The 16,594-nt window shown below is 64.5% G+C and carries 16 protein-coding genes and 1 pseudogene; 11 read left to right on the top strand and 6 right to left on the bottom strand.

Going from position 1 to position 16,594, the window contains the following annotated elements; genetic code table 11:
- Nucleotides 1–8 precede the first annotated feature (8 nt).
- Together J3P94_RS14320 and J3P94_RS14315 are read right to left on the bottom strand one after the other, a co-directional pair.
- On the bottom strand, nucleotides 9–2,186 hold the full coding sequence (locus J3P94_RS14320) for a type VI secretion system Vgr family protein (protein WP_434568459.1): 2,178 nt from the start codon (nucleotides 2,184–2,186) through the stop codon (nucleotides 9–11).
- 367 nt (nucleotides 2,187–2,553) lie between these two features.
- Nucleotides 2,554–2,895, bottom strand: coding sequence for a hypothetical protein (locus J3P94_RS14315; protein ID WP_434568458.1), 342 nt, complete (start codon nucleotides 2,893–2,895; stop codon nucleotides 2,554–2,556).
- Between the two features lie 204 nt (nucleotides 2,896–3,099).
- On the opposite strand from J3P94_RS14315, the gene J3P94_RS14310 reads away from it, so the two are divergent.
- Genes J3P94_RS14310 through J3P94_RS14300 form a run of 3 tightly spaced genes read left to right on the top strand, consistent with a single transcriptional unit; the run spans nucleotide 3,100 to nucleotide 5,253 of the window.
- A complete protein-coding gene (locus J3P94_RS14310) occupies nucleotides 3,100–3,732 on the top strand; it encodes a TonB C-terminal domain-containing protein (RefSeq protein WP_434568457.1) in 633 nt (210 codons plus the stop codon).
- Nucleotides 3,729–4,274 (top strand): sigma-70 family RNA polymerase sigma factor, encoded by a 546-nt coding sequence (locus J3P94_RS14305; RefSeq protein ID WP_434568456.1) that lies wholly within the window; start codon nucleotides 3,729–3,731, stop codon nucleotides 4,272–4,274. The genes J3P94_RS14310 and J3P94_RS14305 overlap by 4 nt, the downstream gene beginning before the upstream one ends.
- A gap of 37 nt (nucleotides 4,275–4,311) precedes the next feature.
- Nucleotides 4,312–5,253, top strand: coding sequence for a FecR family protein (locus tag J3P94_RS14300; protein ID WP_434574173.1), 942 nt, complete (start codon nucleotides 4,312–4,314; stop codon nucleotides 5,251–5,253).
- A gap of 82 nt (nucleotides 5,254–5,335) precedes the next feature.
- On the opposite strand, the gene J3P94_RS14295 is transcribed toward J3P94_RS14300, so the two are convergent.
- The 3 genes from J3P94_RS14295 to gspH all read right to left on the bottom strand — a co-directional run bounded on the left by J3P94_RS14295 (nucleotide 5,336) and on the right by gspH (nucleotide 6,827).
- Complete coding sequence (locus tag J3P94_RS14295) at nucleotides 5,336–5,503, bottom strand: hypothetical protein (RefSeq protein ID WP_434574332.1); 168 nt, start codon at nucleotides 5,501–5,503, stop codon at nucleotides 5,336–5,338.
- Between the two features lie 266 nt (nucleotides 5,504–5,769).
- Complete coding sequence (locus J3P94_RS14290; RefSeq protein ID WP_434568455.1) at nucleotides 5,770–6,381, bottom strand: type II secretion system protein GspJ; 612 nt, start codon at nucleotides 6,379–6,381, stop codon at nucleotides 5,770–5,772.
- Entirely contained in the window at nucleotides 6,378–6,827 is a 450-nt protein-coding gene (gspH, locus tag J3P94_RS14285) for a type II secretion system minor pseudopilin GspH (protein ID WP_434568454.1), read from the bottom strand. The genes J3P94_RS14290 and gspH overlap by 4 nt, the downstream gene beginning before the upstream one ends.
- A 120-nt stretch (nucleotides 6,828–6,947) precedes the next feature.
- Between gspH and J3P94_RS14280 the strand changes: the two genes are divergently transcribed.
- Nucleotides 6,948–7,376 carry a type II secretion system protein N gene (locus J3P94_RS14280; RefSeq protein ID WP_434568453.1) on the top strand — a complete coding sequence of 143 codons (429 nt, stop codon included), beginning with the start codon at nucleotides 6,948–6,950 and terminating at the stop codon, nucleotides 7,374–7,376.
- 145 nt (nucleotides 7,377–7,521) lie between these two features.
- Here the strand turns inward: J3P94_RS14280 and gspI are convergent, their stop codons facing one another.
- On the bottom strand, nucleotides 7,522–7,896 hold the full coding sequence (gene gspI / locus J3P94_RS14275; protein ID WP_434568452.1) for a type II secretion system minor pseudopilin GspI: 375 nt from the start codon (nucleotides 7,894–7,896) through the stop codon (nucleotides 7,522–7,524).
- 148 nt (nucleotides 7,897–8,044) lie between these two features.
- Between gspI and gspG the strand changes: the two genes are divergently transcribed.
- The 7 genes and pseudogenes from gspG (at nucleotide 8,045) to gspF (ending at nucleotide 16,461) form a co-directional block, all read left to right on the top strand.
- The gene (gene gspG, locus J3P94_RS14270) at nucleotides 8,045–8,494 is read left to right on the top strand and encodes a type II secretion system major pseudopilin GspG (RefSeq protein WP_434568451.1); all 450 of its coding nucleotides are present in this window, start codon (nucleotides 8,045–8,047) and stop codon (nucleotides 8,492–8,494) included.
- Between the two features lie 8 nt (nucleotides 8,495–8,502).
- Nucleotides 8,503–9,486, top strand: coding sequence for a type II secretion system minor pseudopilin GspK (gspK, locus tag J3P94_RS14265; protein ID WP_434568450.1), 984 nt, complete (start codon nucleotides 8,503–8,505; stop codon nucleotides 9,484–9,486).
- Nucleotides 9,483–10,664, top strand: coding sequence for a type II secretion system protein GspL (gspL, locus tag J3P94_RS14260; RefSeq protein WP_434568449.1), 1,182 nt, complete (start codon nucleotides 9,483–9,485; stop codon nucleotides 10,662–10,664). The genes gspK and gspL overlap by 4 nt, the downstream gene beginning before the upstream one ends.
- Nucleotides 10,657–11,202 (top strand): type II secretion system protein GspM, encoded by a 546-nt coding sequence (gene gspM / locus J3P94_RS14255; RefSeq protein WP_434568448.1) that lies wholly within the window; start codon nucleotides 10,657–10,659, stop codon nucleotides 11,200–11,202. Before gspL ends, gspM begins: the two co-directional genes overlap by 8 nt.
- A complete protein-coding gene (gene gspD / locus J3P94_RS14250) occupies nucleotides 11,199–13,559 on the top strand; it encodes a type II secretion system secretin GspD (protein WP_434568447.1) in 2,361 nt (786 codons plus the stop codon). The genes gspM and gspD overlap by 4 nt, the downstream gene beginning before the upstream one ends.
- 271 nt (nucleotides 13,560–13,830) lie before the next feature.
- Nucleotides 13,831–15,250 (top strand): annotated as a pseudogene (gspE, locus tag J3P94_RS14245) (type II secretion system ATPase GspE).
- On the top strand, nucleotides 15,250–16,461 hold the full coding sequence (gene gspF, locus J3P94_RS14240; protein ID WP_434568446.1) for a type II secretion system inner membrane protein GspF: 1,212 nt from the start codon (nucleotides 15,250–15,252) through the stop codon (nucleotides 16,459–16,461). Before gspE ends, gspF begins: the two are co-directional and overlap by 1 nt.
- Nucleotides 16,462–16,594 lie beyond the last annotated feature (133 nt).

The raw sequence follows: 16,594 nt of genomic DNA, 5'->3' as shown, positions 1-16,594 counted from the left end.
TCCGTGGCTCAGTTCTGCAGAATTTTCTGGCCTTTGACGACCACATTCTTGTTGGCCTTGATGTTGATGGCGCCAGAGCCATCGATGGTGATGTTCTTGCCCTTGATGACGATGCTGCCGTCCTTCTTCATGGTGATGCTGGCGGCGCCGGTAGTCAGGCTGATCGAGTCGCCGGCGTTGAGCACGAAATGCTTGCCCACATCCAGGCTGTCGTTCTGTTTGATCCCCGTGCTGCGGTTCTGGGCAACGTCGCGGGATTCGTTCTGGCCGATCCGGGTGCTCTGGTTGCCGTTGATCTCGACCCCTTCGTTGCCCTGCACCGTTTCATTACGGTTGCCCGCGATGTCGATGGTCTCGTTGCCGCCGACGTCCTCGGTGCGGTTGCTGGCGATGCTGATTTTTTCGTTCGCGCCGACCTTTTCCGTGCGGTCCGCGCCGATGATGATGGTTTCGTTGCTACCGACCCGTTCGGTGCGATTCGCGCCGATGTTGATCTTTTCATTGCTGCCGACATCCTCGGTGCGGTCGACGCCGATGGAAATGGTTTCGTTATTGCCTACCGTCTCAGTACGGTCGTGTTTGACCTGCACGGTTTCATCGTTGTCGACGGTCTTGCTGCGATCATGGCCGACCCAATGGGTTTCGTCGTTCTCGACCTCGATGTCCTGGTTCTTCTCGGCGTGAATGAACAGCTGCTCCGCACCTTTTTTGTCTTCCATGCGGATTTCATTGAAGTTGGCCTGCGTGCCGTCCTTGCTCGATCGGCTTTTCACGCCGCTCTGAGTGGCGTTGGCCGGCAGTTGGTAAGGCACGGTCTGTTCAGCGTTGTAGACGCGGCCAGTGATGATCGGCCGGTCCGGGTCGCCTTCGAGGAAGCTGACGATGACTTCTTGGCCGATTCGAGGAATCTGCACCGAGCCCCAGTTCTTGCCGGCCCAGGCTTGTGAGACGCGAATCCAGCAGGAGCTGTTTTCGTTGGACTGATCATGGCGATCCCAATGGAAATGCACCTTGACCCGACCATACTGGTCGGTCCATATCTCCTCGCCACTGGGACCCACCACCACCGCGGTCTGTGGACCGCGGACAATCGGCATGGCCGTGACGGGGAGGGGGCGAAACGCCTGGCTGGCATCCATGCAGTCCAACTCGCTGACGAACTGTTCAGCCTGTTCCTGCTGCCCGCTTTCGTAGGCTTCCTGGCGGATCTGGTAGCGTGCGACGACGATCAGGTATTCGCGGTTCTGGTCCGCGCGGTCATAACCGGTCAGCGTGAACAAATGGCCGGAACCCAGCCCGCGAGCGCGGCCACGTAGCTGCACGCGCTCGAACTGGCTATGGATGGCTTCGATGCGGGTTCGCGCATAGTGATCGCCATCGTTGCTCTGGACGTACTCACCGGGGTAGTCGAAGAGCGGGTATTCGCCATTGCTGTGGTTGCGCGGCACACTGGAGCGCACCTCAAGGCTGGCGCGCGGCCGCAGGAAGTCATAGTCGTTCAGCGCCAGCGAGCCGGGTTGCACTTCACGGGCCATCTGCCAATCGTAGAAATGGTCGCGCTCGCGCATCTGCCGATCGGGCGGATAGAAGGGCACCGACGCGTAGTCCGCCGCCGTGGAATGAGCGCCGTAGGCATCGGCCAGCACCAGTACATGGCGGGACTTCTCATGGCGGAAGTAGTAATAGATGCCTTCCTGCTCCATCAGCCGACTGACGAAATCGAAGCTGGTCTCGCGGTACTGCACGCAATATTCCCACTCGCGGTAGCTGCCGCTCAGGCTGTCTTCGAAGTCGGAGAAGCCGAGGTCGCGAAATACCTGCTTGATGATGTCCGGCACGGTCTTGTTCTGGAAGATCCGGCAATCCGAGGTGCGGGTGAGCAGCCAGAACCAGGGCCGCAGGCTGACGCGATACCCGGCGAACTGCCCGTGCCCGGTCAGCTGTCGACAGGTGCTGACAATACCGTGGAAATAACGTTTGCCTCCGTCATAGAGCTCGAGGGTCAGGCCCATCGGCTTGCCCAGCAACTGGTCGAACTTGATCGCCCGGTCTTCGGAGGTGAGGTCCAGCTCGTAATGGAACAACCGCCCCAGCTCTTCGCTGCCGTCCATGCTTTGCAGCAGCAGGACATCGCCGCCGAGGGGACTGTCGACCTGCACCAACCGGTTGTTTTGCGTGATTGCCATTACGGCGTCCCCTGGCTCACGTGCGAGCGGCAGTCAGCCGGTCAGGAGACTGGGCAGCGTCCTCAGCCAGGCAGGCAGAATCAAGGGGTGTGGCGCTTTGCTCAGATAGTTGTACATACACCACAGGGGATCTCCATATCGGCCTTGAATCTATCCAGCCAAAGCGAACGCGCAATGGATCCTTTTACGCGAATCATCCAAACCTCCACCGCATCGATAAGTGGAAGGCTATCCATTTAGTCTTATTGGTTATAGCAGCCATTCTGAATAACGCACATAGGACAGCTGTTCTATGCGTATGGCGACTCGTGGCGTCGCGGCCACTGCGCAAGCGAGCGCAGGCAAACTGTCGCTTCAGAAAAAGCGTCTATCTGGGCAGCGGCGAATCAGGTACGGGAGCAGGCGGTCGCTGGGGCTTGACCGACGTGCCAAAAGTGTTGCCCATGCGTACGCCGGTGGCTGCCGGCGTCGCGAGGCCGACACTGTTCGGTGCGCGTTTGTCGACCGGCACATCCAGCCTGTCCTGCGCGTGTTGCGCAGCGGCGGCGGCCTCGGGGTCGTTGCCCATCTGGCGGCTCAGGCAGTTGTAATCCGGGGTCTTGTAGCCGCCGACAGTCACCTCGATACAGGCCGGGGCTTCTTCGCCCTGGACCCCGGGCAAAGTCATCAGCAAGCCGATTCCGGCTGTCATGCTCATCCACTGTTTCATCGTTGACCTCCTGGCCCGCCACGGTGGTGGCTCATCGTTTCGACACCAGTCTAGTGCCGCGCGCGGGATTTGTGTCGGGTGTCATACGACATTCATAAACACCCATCAGGATGACGTTTTTCAACGGATACGTCAGTCGTGCAGCAGGGCATAACCGGGGGCGGACGCAGGCGTGGATTGGCCAGGGCGCCCTTGGGGTGGCTGATGGTGACGTGGTGTCTGCTAGCCGGGCCGGCCCAGGCAGTCGGCATGGTGGACCTGGACATTGCGCCTCAGGAACTGGCCCCGGCACTGGAGCAATTCAGTCGGGCCACAGGCATGGCGGTGCTGGTGGATCACGCCTTGTCGAACCGGCGCCAGACGATGGGCGTCCAGGGGCTGTTCACGCCTGCCCAAGGGCTGACTGTTCTGCTCAGTGGTACCGGGCTGGCGGCGCAGTATGCCCGTGCGGATGCATTCACCTTGCAACCGGTACAGGTTCGCGAGGTGCCATTACCGCCGGGCGCCACAGCAGGATTGAGCGACAGCAACTATGCGGCAACGATCCAGGCGGTCATCCAGCGCAACCTGTGCCGTTCGCCATTGACCCGACCGGGCAGTTTTCGCGCGTTGTTGCAAGTGTGGATCGGACGCGACGGCGTGGTGCAAAACAGTCGGCTGGTCAGTTCCACGGGTGATGTGTTGCGTGACAAAGCCTTGGTCAACAGTTTGCAGAACCTCAGGATCGACCGTCCGGCGCCCAGTTCGCTGCGCCAGCCGGTGACCCTGCTTTTGTTACCCGATTCATCAGGAAAAAGCATGGAATGCACAGCAGGGGAAGAGGTATTCGGGCAATGAAAGACGCTGGCCGCAGCCCGATGGTCAAGCTGTTCCTCACCTCCTACGAGGATTTCAAGGTGCGCCTGCGCAGGCGCCTGGGTTCCGAGGAACTGGCCAACGATGTGCTGCATGAAACCTACCTGCGGGTCGACCGCATGGGCGACACGCCGGAGATCGTCCAGCCTAACGCCTACCTCTATCGCATGGCCCTGAACATTGCCGCCGACCGTCGGCAGTCCGATGCTCGTCTGCTCACCGGCAGCGAACTCGAAGAGCTGCTGCAAATCTCCGACGAAGCGCTGGACCCGGCTCGGGTGGTGGGTGGCCAGAAAGAGTTGCAGACCCTGCTTAAGGCCTTGTACGAGTTGCCGGCGCGGCGCCGCAGGATTTTCATTGCCGCGCGCCTGGAAGAGGCCCCGCACCTGGAGATCTCCCAGCGTTTCGGTATTTCCACGCGCATGGTGGAAAAGGAAATCAAGGCTGCGTTGGGGCATTGCGCCCTGCGCCTGGAAAGAAAAGTCATTCAGCGGTTCGGTCCCGGCGCGGGAAAACCGTCTTGAGAGTAGAGACCCGACCCATTCATGAGTGTGTGTGCGCTTGAACATCTTCAGCATCGCGTCCCCTGACGATACGCCCGAGGCCAGACTGGCCGGCGAGGCCCGTGACTGGTTGATCCTGCTGACGTCGGGACGCGCCACCGTCGCCGATGCCCGCGCCTTGCGCCAATGGTGCGGACAGAGCGCCGAACATGCGCAGGCGTTCGAGCAGGCCAAGGCGCTGTGGCATGGGCTACGACCGGCCGCCGAAGCGGTGCAGGGGCCTCGGCATTTTGGCCGTCGGGCGTTGCTCGGTGGCGCGCTGGCCGCCTCCGTGGGCTTCTTGCTGATCCGCGCCACGGTGCCGGGTGGCGTTTCCGGGCTCGCTGCGGACTACGTCACCGAGGTGGGCGAACAGCGCCGGGTCGAGCTGGGCGATGGCGTGAGCCTGGAACTCAATACCCAGACTCGCCTCAGCCGCCTGGCGCTGGCCGAGGGCGGGCAGGGCCTGGAATTGCTCGCCGGCGAAGTCGAAGTGTCCGGCGGCAGCACCGCGACGATCAACGTCCAGGCCGGCGCCGGCTGGATCAGCGCCGCGCGGGCCCGGTTCAATCTTCGCTACATCGATCAGAGCGTCTGCGCAACCTGTCTGGAGGGCGTCGTGCAGGTCCAGGTGCAGGGCCGGCTGTTTCGCCTCGATCCGGGCATGCAATTGACGTACGACACCCGCCAGGTCAGCAGCCCACAGGCCGCCGATGTATCCGCAGCCGTTGCCTGGCGCGAGCAGGTGCTGGTGTTCAACGATGCGACCCTGGCCAGCGTCATCGACGAGATCAACCGTTATCGGCCGGGCATGTTGCTGTTACTCAATCGCGAGCTGGGCTTGCGCAAGGTCCAGGCCCGTTTCCGCCTCGATCAACTGGCTGGGGTGGCGCTGCTGATTCGCGACGCCTATGGCGCCAAGTGCACCGAGTTGCCGGGTGGGGTGGTGGTGTTGAGTTAGTTCAGCGGCGCCTGGGCCGGCCTCTTCGCGAGCAGGCTCGCTCCCACAGTCAGATCGGGGTAAAGCTGAAGAGGCAGGCTGCCTACCAGACCGCCTCGCTCTTGATCTTGATCTTGATCTTAATCCTGATCTTGATCTTGATCTTGATCTTGATCTTGATCTGAGACGCCCCGTTAACCACGCTGGCCGAACGCAGGCATTGCGCAGTGGGCATCCCGGCATGGATGCCGGGATAGCCGCGCTGGGCCATGGATGGCCCTTCGCGGCGGGCCCACGGAGCAATGCCGGAGTGAGGGCACACCGAGCCTTGGCGAGGTGCCGAGTGGTGGGGCAAAGCCTTTTGGGTTACTTTTTTGGCGTCTGAAAAAAGTGACCCGCCGTAAGGGCGGAACCCCAAGCAGCCGTTACCGCAGCAACGGATATGTACCCAGTCAGACTCTCAGGCCGCCATCGCGAGCAAGCTCGCTCCCACAGGGAAACGCGAGCAGGCTCGCTCCCATAGTCTCGAAGGGCGGGCTACTCCAACGGCCCCAGCACCTGTCGATACTTCTCCGGCCCCTGCGGTGTCTGCCGGGTCAGGCTGATCTCGATGCCCGGCGGATCCTCCTGCCGGTTGCCGCTGAGTTTGCGCCAGCCCTTTTCCCTGTCCCAGAATCGCAGCCCCGCATCGCTGACCTCACTCAACACCGCCACGCCCGCACCCGGCGCCGGTAGAGGGTAGCGGCTGCGGGCCTGGCCCTGGGCGCGATAAAGTGTGTCGCCCTTGAGCCACCAGCGTACCCGTTGCAAGCCACCGCCCTGATCGGCGGCCTCACGGATAACATCAAGGCGAAAACCCTGGCCTTCGGTGCTGCGCAGGGTGAGGGCGGGCGGGGCGGTCGAGGGCTCGTTGTCGATCCCTGGCTTGAGCGGTTCGCTCAACTCGACGCCGGCCCGCAGGGCCACGTCGCGCTCCAGTTGATTAAGCACCCGGAGCAAGGCTTCGGTCTGCTCGGTGCTGGCCTGCAAGTGGCTGTCGGCTCGGGTCACGCTGTCCAGCCCGCGCCACGCGATCAGGCTGATCACCGCCATCAGCAGGATCGCCACCATGACTTCAAGCAAGGTGAAGCCTGTCTCCCGGCCGCTCATTGAACCCATACCCGACCGGCGGCGCTGCGCTGCACAGTGAAACTGTTCTGGCCGTCGGACAAGCGGATCTGTAGCGGCACGCCGATCCATTCGGCATTGAGCACCACGCGTTGCCGGGGTTCCACACGTACCTCCATGGACGGGCTTTGCCACCGTCGCGGGCGCAGCTGCGGGTCTTCCTTGAAGCGGTCCAGTCCTGCGCCCTGGTCCGGGCGGCGGCTGAAGCCGAAGCCCTTGGCGTCCCAGCGCCAGGTGATCGGTCGCCCGTCGGCGCGGGCTTCCGTCTGGGCGAGCTGCAGCAGCTGGGCCAGCCGTTCGGCATCCTGGCGCAGCAGCTTCGCCGGGTCCGGCTTGATGCTCAGGCTCACGGCCGCGCTGGCGATGCCGACGATCACCAGCACCACCATCAATTCGATCAGGGTAAAACCGCGTTGCTTGCCGTGCATCCGGGCGCGCTCCTTTGCGTGGGTGATCATCGTGCACGCTGAAGATGATAAGGATGTGAAATAAAACGGAGAGAATTGACGCGTACGCTGGACTCAGGAATCAAACAAGGAGATCAGGTCATGACGTTCACGGAACGAGTCTCCCCGGCGCATATCGTCCAGGCGCTGGGACTGGTGGCAGCGTTGGCCGGAGTGGCGACCTGGTCTTCTCTGCTGCTGACATCCGCCGAGTCGCGCACCCCGGACGTGGCCCCGCAACGCCTGGCCGAGCGTTCCGACAGTCCTGCATTGCAGTGGTTTTCCAACCAACCGGCGGCGGTGGATATCAAGGTCAGCGGGGTCATGGCCGGTGCCCGCGGCGCGGTGGCGATCCTGAGTCTCAACGACGGGCCGCCGCGCAGTTTCCTGGCCGGCGAGCGGGTAGCCCAAGGGGTAAGGCTGGTAGCGATCGAGGCGCAGGCCGTGGTGATCGAACGCGGCGGCGAACAGACCCGGCTGGAACTTGCGCGGCTGCCGGATTCAGTGAGTTTGCCGTCGCTGCTCCGCTGAACTTTGTGGCGAGGGGATTTATCCCCGCTGGGCTGCGCAGCAGCCCCAAAATTGAATATCCACTCGGTTATCGGCCTGAAAAGGGGCTGCTACGCAGCCCGACGGGGATAAATCCCCTCGCCACAGAAAGATCGTGTGCATCCGGTTATTTTTCCCGACTGAGCAAGGTCTCCAGCCGAGCCAAGGGCGGCGCCTCGCGGCTGCGGTCGGATACGCTCAGCTCGACCCGCAGCATCCGCCCGTTTTCCGCCGGGCGCAGGTTCTGCTCGCAACGCAGCAGCAAGCGACCCTGATCGCACTCAAAAACTTTCATCCCCGGCGTCGCGTGTCCTTCCAGGCGCAACTGAGCCAATTGGCTGCGTGCCGTCATCAAGGCGATGGACTTGTCTCGCAGCAAGCCGTTGCTCTGGGTCATCACCGCCGCCACGCGCACCGCGGCCGACATCGCCACGGCAATGATCGCCAGGGCCACCAGCACTTCAATCAGGGTGAAACCGGCTTGTGGGGCTGGGCGTGACATCGGTCGGCTCGAAGGGGCGAAAGCAGTACCCAAGCCTGAGCAATGTTCTTTACAGATTGACGACGCAAGCTCCTGAGCAATTTCAATATCGCTGACATATTTTCTTGCAACACTGCGCCTCGAATCGAATCCAGGAAGGACCGTCGAGATGCACATCGCCCCTTGTTACGCCCGTTCCCGAGGCCCACGCGGGCAGCGGGGCTTCACCCTGATCGAGATCATGGTCGTGGTGGTCATCCTCGGCATTCTCGCGGCGATGGTAGTGCCCAAGGTTCTTGATCGACCTGACCAGGCCCGTGCCACGGCGGCGAAGCAGGACATCGGCGGGCTGATGCAGGCCCTGAAGCTTTATCGCCTCGATCACGGCAGCTATCCCAGCATGAACCAGGGCCTCAAGGTATTGGTGGAGCGGCCGGCCGATGCCAAGAACAGCACCTGGCGTTCCTACCTGGACCGCTTGCCCAATGATCCGTGGGGCCGCCCCTACAACTACCTCAATCCTGGCGCGAACGGCGAGGTCGATATCTTTTCCCTCGGTGCCGACGGCCAGCCTGACGGCGACGGTGTGAACGCCGACATCGGCTCCTGGCAGTTATAAGGGCCGTGATGCGCACGAATTCGCCGACAGCGGCGAAGCAGCGCGGCATGGCGGTGATCAGTGCCTTGCTGATCGCTGCGGTGGTGGCCGTCATTGCCGGCGGCATGCTCACCCGCCAGACCCTGTTCACCCGCAGCCTGGAAGCCGAGCAACTGCGCATCCAGGGCGCGGCGCGGTTACAGGGCGGCCTGCAGGTGAGTCGCCAGTTGCTCTGGGATGTTCGCCAGCGCGATCCCTTGACACGCTTCGGCCAGCCTTGGGCGAAACCTATTCTGATGCCGGGCTCCGGGCAGGTCGACACGCCATTCGAAGGGCAACTGGAGGATGAACAGGGCAAGTTCAACCTGCGCAATCTGGTGGTCGTTGACCAGGTGGACCAGGAACAACTGCGCGCCTTCGAGCGGCTGTGCGAGCAGTTGGGTGTCGCCGCCACGGTACGGGCGCGTATCGTCGAGCGGGTGATTGCTGGCTACCCGCGTCTGTTGAATCCGCCGCGGGCGGGCCAGGTGTCTACGAGTAGCACGTTCGACAGCGGCCGCAGCACCTCACCGGACGCCTCCGACACGCTGGCGCCGACCCGGCCGATGCTGCGCACTTTACAGGACCTGCTCAGCGTCAAGGGCGTCACCCCGGCACTGCTGGAGACGCTGGCCCCCTACGTCACGATCCTGCCAGCCAATACCTGGCTCAACGGCAACACCGCCAGCGCCGCGGTGCTCGCCGCCTACGTGCCGGGATTGTCGCTGCAACGCGCCCAGGCGCTGATCAATGAACGCGACGGCGGCCACTGGTTCATCAATCGTGGGGATTTCGTCAACCGCTTGCGCATGCCCGAACTGGACGTGAGCACCGTCAAGGTCGGCATCGCCAGCGACTGGTTCCGCCTGCGGGGCCAGGTGCGCAGCGGCCAACGGCGGGTCGAGCTGGATGCCTTGCTTCAATGCAGCCAGGACCGCTTGCCTCAGGTGATCTGGTCGCGGGTGGGTGTATGAGCCGTTTGCGCATTGCCCTGGCGCCGCTGGATCGCCTTGGCCTCGACAGCCCGGTGGCATTTGCCTGGCTGGATCGCCAAGGGCAGGTGCGTGAGGCCGGTCTCAGCACACTCCGGGCGCTTGGCGAGGGCACGAAGAAGCAGGCGGTCGATTGCTTCCTGCATCCGCGTGACAGCTTGCTGACGCGCCTGGAGCTGCCGCCGTTGTCCGCGGCGAAGGCCACCGCCGCCGTGACCTGCGCGGCCCAGGCGCTAATGCTCGGTGCCACTGAACAGATGCAAGTGGCCCACGGCCCGCGCGACGCGGACGGGCAGGTAGCAGTCGCCTGGTTGGACCGTGCGTCGCTGAATATATTGGGTCAGATCCTGCTGCAGGCCGGCCTCAAATTGCGCGGCCTGTATCCGGCCGCCTACGCCTTGCCGGCGTTGTCGGGGCCAGTAGCGTGTATCGAAGACGGGCACTTGCTGGTGCGCCATGGCTTGCAGCACGCGGTGGTCCAGCCGTTGCTGGAAGATGCGCTGGACGAGTGGCTTGTTGAAATGGGCAGCGGCCTGCATTGGGTGGGCGAGTCGCCGCCGCAAGTGACGACTGACAGTTTGCCCATCACCCAGCGCTGGACGGGTGTCGCGCCGGGCTGGGGCCTGCATGCCGGGTTGACGCAGGGGCGTGCCGGGCGCGGCGGCTGGGGGCGGGCGGCGGGCATCTGCGCGCTGGCGGTGGCGGTGTGGGTGGTCGGGCTCAATCTGTATGCCAGCCGTGAAGCGGCCCAGGGGCAGCGGCTCAAGGCGCAGATGAGCCAACGGGTGAAGCAGGCGTTCCCTCAACTGCCGGTGATTCTCAATCCTTTGCAGCAGGCCCGTCAGCAAATCGCCGCGCGCCAGAGCGGTTCGCTGACGGAGCCTGGGCAGCGCTTCGCCAGCCTGGTAAGGCAGGCGGGCAGCGCCATGCCGTTCATGAGCGGCAATGTGCAGGAACTGGTGTTCGAAGACGCTGAGTTGCGCCTCAAGCTCGTCGCCGAAGCGCAGAAAGTCGCGGCGGGCGACGACTGGAAAATGCCCCTGGCCCAGGCCGGCATCGAGGTCGCGGCCATTGACCTGGGGTGGACGTTGCGCGTGGCTCCCGCCGGACAGGAAGCGCAAGACAGCCCCGACGAAAACCAGGAAGCGAACGATGAATAAGCTGACCGCGGCACAGCTGAAGGCGCGTTGGCAAAACCTTCGCACGGCCTGGCAGGGCCTGGCCGCCCGCGAGCAACGTGCCGTGGCCCTGGCGGCGTTGGTGCTCGGTAGCGGCCTGGTCTGGCTGGCGTTGATCGAGCCGGCGTTGAAAACCATCGCTTACTGGCAGGCCGAAACCCCGAAGCTGCGCTCACAGACCGAAGCCCTCGAAGTGCTGCTGCGCGACGTTGGCGGACCTGCCCGGGGCCAATCCCTTGAAGTCGCCCTGCGCCAGACCCTGGATGCCAGCGGCCTGGGCGAGCGCTACCAGTTACAACCGCCGGGCACCGCGGCGCCGGACGCGTGGCAACTCACTTTCACCGACGCGCCGGCGGACGGGGTGATCGATTGGCTGCTGGGCAGTCCACCACAATTTTCCCTGGAAGTGATCGAGGCCCGCTTGCAGCGCACGGCCCCGGCCAGTTCCGACCCAACCCCCGGCACTCTGTCCGGAACCGTTCGCATGAACCACGCGTCAAGCGCTAAGGAAGCTTCATGAAGGGGTCCAGATACCCGCGACATTGGCGCAAGGCCGCGCCGCTGCTGTTGCTTGCTTTGGGCGCGTGCACCAGCACGCCGCCGACCTCGCAGCCACCGTTGCTGGTGGACAGCGAACTGGGCATCCCGCTGGGCAGTACCCAGCGCAGCGGTGACGCGCTGCTGGACCGGCAACGGGCCCAGGCGTCCCGCGAGCAGAAACCCTCGGTGCGCCATCAGGTCGACCTGACGGCCCGCGCCCGCGCACCGCGCAACGATGCCCCTGCGAGCAATCCGTTGGGTGATCAACCGGTGACGCTGAATTTTGTCGAGGCCGATATCCAGGCGGTGGTGCGCGCCTTGTCGCGTTCCACCGGTCAACAGTTCCTGGTCGACCCGCGAGTCAAAGGCAACCTGACCCTGGTCTCCGAAGGCCAGGTGCCGGCCCGCCAGGCCTATGAAATGCTGCTCGCGGCCTTGCGCATGCAGGGCTTCAGCGTGGTCGATGTCGGCGGTGTCGCCCAAGTGGTCCCGGAAGCCGATGCCAAGTTGCTGGGTGGGCCGATCTACAATGCTGACAAACCGGCCGGCAACGGCATGCTGACCCGCACCTTTCGCCTGCAATACGAGAACGCGGTGAACCTGATCCCGGTGCTGCGCCCGATCGTCTCACCGAACAATCCGATCAACGCGTACCCCGGCAACAACACCATTGTGGTGACCGATTACGCCGAGAACCTCTCGCGCGTCGCCCAGCTCATCGAGGGCATCGACACCCCGAGTGCCATCGACACCGATGTGGTGCCGGTCCAGAACGGCATCGCCGTGGACATCGCCCAGATGGTTTCCGACCTGCTGGAGACCCAGGGCGGCGACCAGACGCAGAAGATCAATGTGATCGGCGACCCGCGCTCCAACTCCATCATCATCCGCGCCGGCAGCCCGGAGCGGACCGAGCTGGCGCGCAACCTGATCTACAAGCTCGACAACGCGCAGAACAACCCGAGCAACCTGCACGTGGTGTACCTGCGCAACGCCCAGGCCGCCAAACTCGCCCAGGCCCTGCGCGGCTTGCTCACCGGGGAAAGCGAAGGCGAGGGTAACGACAATTCGCGCTCGGTGCTCAGCAGCATGGGCGCCAGCACCAACGGCCAGAGCGGGCAGGGCAACGAAAGCGCAGCCAGCCCCGTGAGTAGCACCACCTCGGGCAGCGGCAGCGGCTATGGCCAAGGCCAAGGCAGCAGCGGGCAAACCTCCAGCACGACGCAGAGCGAGCAGAACACTGCCTTCAGCGCCGGTGGCGTGACCATCCAGGCCGATGCCACCACCAACACCTTGCTGATTTCCGCGCCGGACCCGCTGTATCGCAACCTGCGCGAGGTCATCGACCTGCTCGACCAGCGCCGCGCCCAGGTGGTGATCGAGAGCCTGATCGTCGAAGTCGGCGAGGACGATGCCAGCGAGTTCGGCGTGCAATGGCAGACCGGCAACCTCGGCGGCAGCGGCGTGATTGGCGGGGTCAACCTCGGTGGCACCGGGCTCAACCTCAACGGCAAGACCAGCATCGACGTGTTGCCCCAGGGCCTGAACCTGGGCCTGGTCAACGGCACCGTGGACATTCCCGGCATCGGCAAGATCCTCGATCTCAAGGTGCTGGCGCGGGCCTTGAAGAGCAAGGGCGGCACCAACGTCTTGTCGACGCCGAACCTGCTGACCCTGGACAACGAAGCGGCGAGCATCTTCGTCGGCCAGACCATCCCGTTCGTCAGCGGCAGCTACGTCACCGGTGGCGGCGGCACCAGCAACAACCCGTTCCAGACCGTGACTCGTGAGGAGGTCGGCCTGAAGCTCAACGTCCGACCGCAGATTTCCGAGGGCGGTACGGTCAAGCTCGACATTTACCAGGAGGTCAGCAGTGTCGACAACCGCGCCTCCAGCACCACCGGGATCGTCACCAACAAACGTGCGATCGACACCAGCATCCTGCTGGACGACGGGCAGATCATGGTCCTCGGCGGCCTGCTGCAGGACGGTTACAGCCAGAGCAATGATGCGGTGCCGTGGCTGTCGACGATCCCCGGCATTGGCGCGCTGTTTCGCAACGAGCGGCGCCAGGTCACCAAGACCAACCTGATGGTCTTCCTGCGGCCCTACATCATCCGCGACACGGCGGCGGGTCGCGGCATCACCCTGAACCGCTACGACTTCATGCGCCGCGCCCAAGGCCTGCTGCAACCGGAGCGCAGTTGGGCGCTGCCGGACGTGCAGGCGCCGCAACTGCCGGCCTCGGCCCGGGCGATTCCAGGCGCCACGCCCGCCGGGTTGCAAACGCCGAGGGCGGTGATCAAGGCGGTGCCGGTCGAAGGAGGCGCTCGCTGATGAACACCAACCCTGTGGGAGCGAGCCTGCTCGCGATGACGGCGACCCGATCGACATCCATACAAACTGACCCACCGCTATCGCGAGCAAGCTCGCTCCCACAAGGGAGTTGCGGTGAGAGCAATGTTGAGTTCACCCCAAGCCACTGTGGGAGCGAGCTTGCTCGCGATGACGGCGGTCTGGGCGATATCAATGCAGCTGTCCCACCGCCTTCGCGAGCAGGCTCGCTCCCACAGGGTGCCCAGACGACTCATGAACCCGAGGTGTCGGCATGAACACCCTCCCATACGCCTGGGCCAAGGCCCAGCGCCTGGTATTGCGCCAGGCCGGGGAAGAGGCGGTGCTGATGGTGTGCCCGTCGACGCCGGGCTGGTCGATCAGCGAAGTGCGTCGCCAGTTCGGCGAGGTCCGCCTGGAGCGGGTGCGTGACGAGGAGCTCGACGGCCTGCTCAATACCGCCTACGCCGACACCGGCAGTGCTGCCGCCGTGGTCGGCGCGGCGGAAAACGAGGTGGACCTCGACCGGTTGATGCAGGACATTCCCGAAATAACCGACCTGCTGGACACCCAGGACGGCGCGCCGGTGATCCGCATGATCAACGCGCTGCTGACCCAGGCCGCCCGGGACGAGGCCAGCGACATCCACATCGAACCCTACGAGAGCCATTCGGTGGTGCGCTATCGGGTCGACGGCACGCTGCGTGACGTGGTCTCGCCGCGCAAGGCCTTGCACGGCGCGCTGGTGTCGCGGATCAAGATCATGGCCCAGCTCGACATCGCCGAAAAAACGCCTGCCCCAGGACGGCCGCATCGCCTTGCGTGTCGCCGGGCGGCCGATCGACATCCGCGTCTCCACCGTGCCCACTGGCCACGGCGAACGGGTGGTGATGCGCCTGCTGGACAAACAGGCCGGACGCTTGCAACTGGAAACTTTGGGGATGGACCCGGACGTGCTCGGCAAGCTCGACCACCTGATCCGCCAGCCCCACGGCATTGTGTTGGTCACCGGCCCTACGGGCAGCGGCAAAACCACCAGCCTCTACGCCGCCCTGGCGCGGCTGGACGCCAGCGTGCACAACATCCTTACCGTCGAAGACCCGGTGGAGTACGACCTGCCGGGCATCAGCCAGATCCAGGTCAATGCGAAAATCGACATGACCTTCGCCCTGGCCCTGCGGGCGATACTGCGCCAAGACCCGGACATCATCATGATCGGTGAAATCCGCGACCTGGAGACGGCGCAAATTGCCGTGCAGGCCTCGCTCACCGGTCACCTGGTGTTGGCAACGTTGCACACCAACGACGCGGTGTCGGCGATCAACCGTCTGATCGACATGGGCGTCGAACCCTTCCTGCTGGCCTCGTCGATGCTCGGCGTGCTGGCCCAGCGGCTGGTGCGCAGGCTCTGTCCGCACTGCAAGCAACCCGAACCGGCCACCCCCGGCACCTGGCGCCCGGTGGGTTGCCCGAGTTGCAACCAGACCGGCTACAGCGGCCGCACCGGCATTCATGAACTGTTCTGCATCGACGACGACATTCGCACGCTGATCCATCAAGGGGCAGGGGAGCAGGCGCTGCGCGCCGCGGCCCGCCAGGCCGGCATGTTCAGCATGCGCGAAGACGGCGAACGCTGGGTGCGCAGTGGCGCCACCGCGCCTGAAGAAATCCTCCGCGTAACACGGGACGCCTGATGAATCGCTACCGTTTCGAAGCCGCCGACGCCCAGGGCAAGATCGAATCCGGGCACTTGGAAGCCGACAGCCAGGGCGCTGCATTCAGCCTGCTGCGCAGTCGCGGGCTGACGGCGTTGCAAGTGCAACTCGAGCGCAACACGGCGCAGGCCAACGGCGGCGGTCTGTTCGGTGCCAAACTCTCGGACAACGACCTGGCCTGGGCCACCCGGCAACTGGCGAGCCTGCTGGGCGCCAGCCTGCCGCTGGAGGCCGCGCTGAGTGCGACGGTGGAGCAGGCGGAGCGCAAGCACATCGCCCAGACCCTCAGCGCCGTGCGCGCCGATGTGCGCAGTGGCATGCGCCTGGCCGAAGCCTTGGCGGCGCGGCCACGGGACTTTCCGGAAATCTACCGGGCGCTGATTGCCGCCGGCGAAGAGTCCGGCGACCTGGCCCAGGTGATGGAGCGGTTGGCGGACTACATCGAGGAGCGCAACAACCTGCGGGGCAAGATCCTCACGGCGTTCATCTATCCCGGCGTGGTGGGACTGGTGTCGGTCGCCATCGTGATTTTCCTGCTCAGCTACGTGGTGCCCCAGGTGGTCAGCGCGTTCTCCCAGGCCCGCCAGGACTTGCCCGGGCTGACCTTGGCGATGCTCACCGCCAGCGACTTCATCCGGGCCTGGGGCTGGCTGTGTTTTTGCGTCCTGGCCGGGGGGTTCTGGAGTTGGCGTCTGTACCTGCGCCAGCCGGCGGCGCGGTTGAACTGGCACGCGCGGGTGCTGCGCCTGCCGCTGATCGGGCGATTTGTGCTGGGCCTCAACACCGCGCGTTTCGCCTCGACCCTGGCGATCCTCGGTGGCGCCGGAGTGCCCTTGCTGCGAGCGCTGGAGGCCGCGCGCCAGACCCTCTCCAACGACCGCCTGAGCCTGAGCGTCAGCGATGCCACGGCCAAGGTTCGCGAAGGGGTCAACCTGGCAGCGGCGTTGCGGGTGGAAAAAGTCTTTCCGCCGGTGCTGATCCACCTGATCGCCAGCGGCGAAAAGACCGGCTGCCTGCCACCCATGCTCGAACGTGCCGCGCAAACGCTGTCCCGCGACATCGAACGCCGCGCCATGGGCATGACGGCGCTGCTGGAGCCATTGATGATCGTGGTCATGGGCGGGGTGGTGCTGGTGATCGTCATGGCGGTGCTGCTGCCGATCATCGAGATCAATCAGTTGGTGCAGTAGCAAGACGCGCCACAAAAGCTGCGAATATTTTTGCACTGCCACAACACCTCCCGTGTCATGCCCGCGCCAAACTCGGGTTCCTCGTTCTGTCATGTTTCTCCGCCGCACGACCGCCTGCCGCCGACTTCGCTGG

It is taken from the genome of Pseudomonas sp. Z3-8 (genome assembly GCF_051131975.1).
In the GTDB taxonomy this organism is placed as follows: domain Bacteria; phylum Pseudomonadota; class Gammaproteobacteria; order Pseudomonadales; family Pseudomonadaceae; genus Aquipseudomonas.
The sequence above is the reverse complement of the archived record's forward strand: the minus strand, read 5'-3'. Positions and strand labels throughout refer to the sequence as shown.

Bases quoted from the DNA above. Each gene is read 5' to 3' on its own strand.
- J3P94_RS14320 (WP_434568459.1), bottom strand. From the start codon at position 2,186: ATGGCAATCACGCAAAACAACCGGTTGGTGCAGGTCGACAGTCCCCTC.
- gspM (WP_434568448.1), top strand. From the start codon at position 10,657: ATGAATAAGCTGACCGCGGCACAGCTGAAGGCGCGTTGGCAAAACCTT.
- gspG (WP_434568451.1), top strand. From the start codon at position 8,045: ATGCACATCGCCCCTTGTTACGCCCGTTCCCGAGGCCCACGCGGGCAG.
- J3P94_RS14290 (WP_434568455.1), bottom strand. From the start codon at position 6,381: ATGAGCGGCCGGGAGACAGGCTTCACCTTGCTTGAAGTCATGGTGGCG.
- J3P94_RS14280 (WP_434568453.1), top strand. From the start codon at position 6,948: ATGACGTTCACGGAACGAGTCTCCCCGGCGCATATCGTCCAGGCGCTG.
- gspF (WP_434568446.1), top strand. From the start codon at position 15,250: ATGAATCGCTACCGTTTCGAAGCCGCCGACGCCCAGGGCAAGATCGAA.
- gspL (WP_434568449.1), top strand. From the start codon at position 9,483: ATGAGCCGTTTGCGCATTGCCCTGGCGCCGCTGGATCGCCTTGGCCTC.
- J3P94_RS14310 (WP_434568457.1), top strand. From the start codon at position 3,100: ATGGTGACGTGGTGTCTGCTAGCCGGGCCGGCCCAGGCAGTCGGCATG.
- gspD (WP_434568447.1), top strand. From the start codon at position 11,199: ATGAAGGGGTCCAGATACCCGCGACATTGGCGCAAGGCCGCGCCGCTG.
- gspK (WP_434568450.1), top strand. From the start codon at position 8,503: ATGCGCACGAATTCGCCGACAGCGGCGAAGCAGCGCGGCATGGCGGTG.
- J3P94_RS14305 (WP_434568456.1), top strand. From the start codon at position 3,729: ATGAAAGACGCTGGCCGCAGCCCGATGGTCAAGCTGTTCCTCACCTCC.
- J3P94_RS14295 (WP_434574332.1), bottom strand. From the start codon at position 5,503: ATGGCCCAGCGCGGCTATCCCGGCATCCATGCCGGGATGCCCACTGCG.
- gspI (WP_434568452.1), bottom strand. From the start codon at position 7,896: ATGTCACGCCCAGCCCCACAAGCCGGTTTCACCCTGATTGAAGTGCTG.
- gspH (WP_434568454.1), bottom strand. From the start codon at position 6,827: ATGCACGGCAAGCAACGCGGTTTTACCCTGATCGAATTGATGGTGGTG.
- J3P94_RS14315 (WP_434568458.1), bottom strand. From the start codon at position 2,895: ATGAAACAGTGGATGAGCATGACAGCCGGAATCGGCTTGCTGATGACT.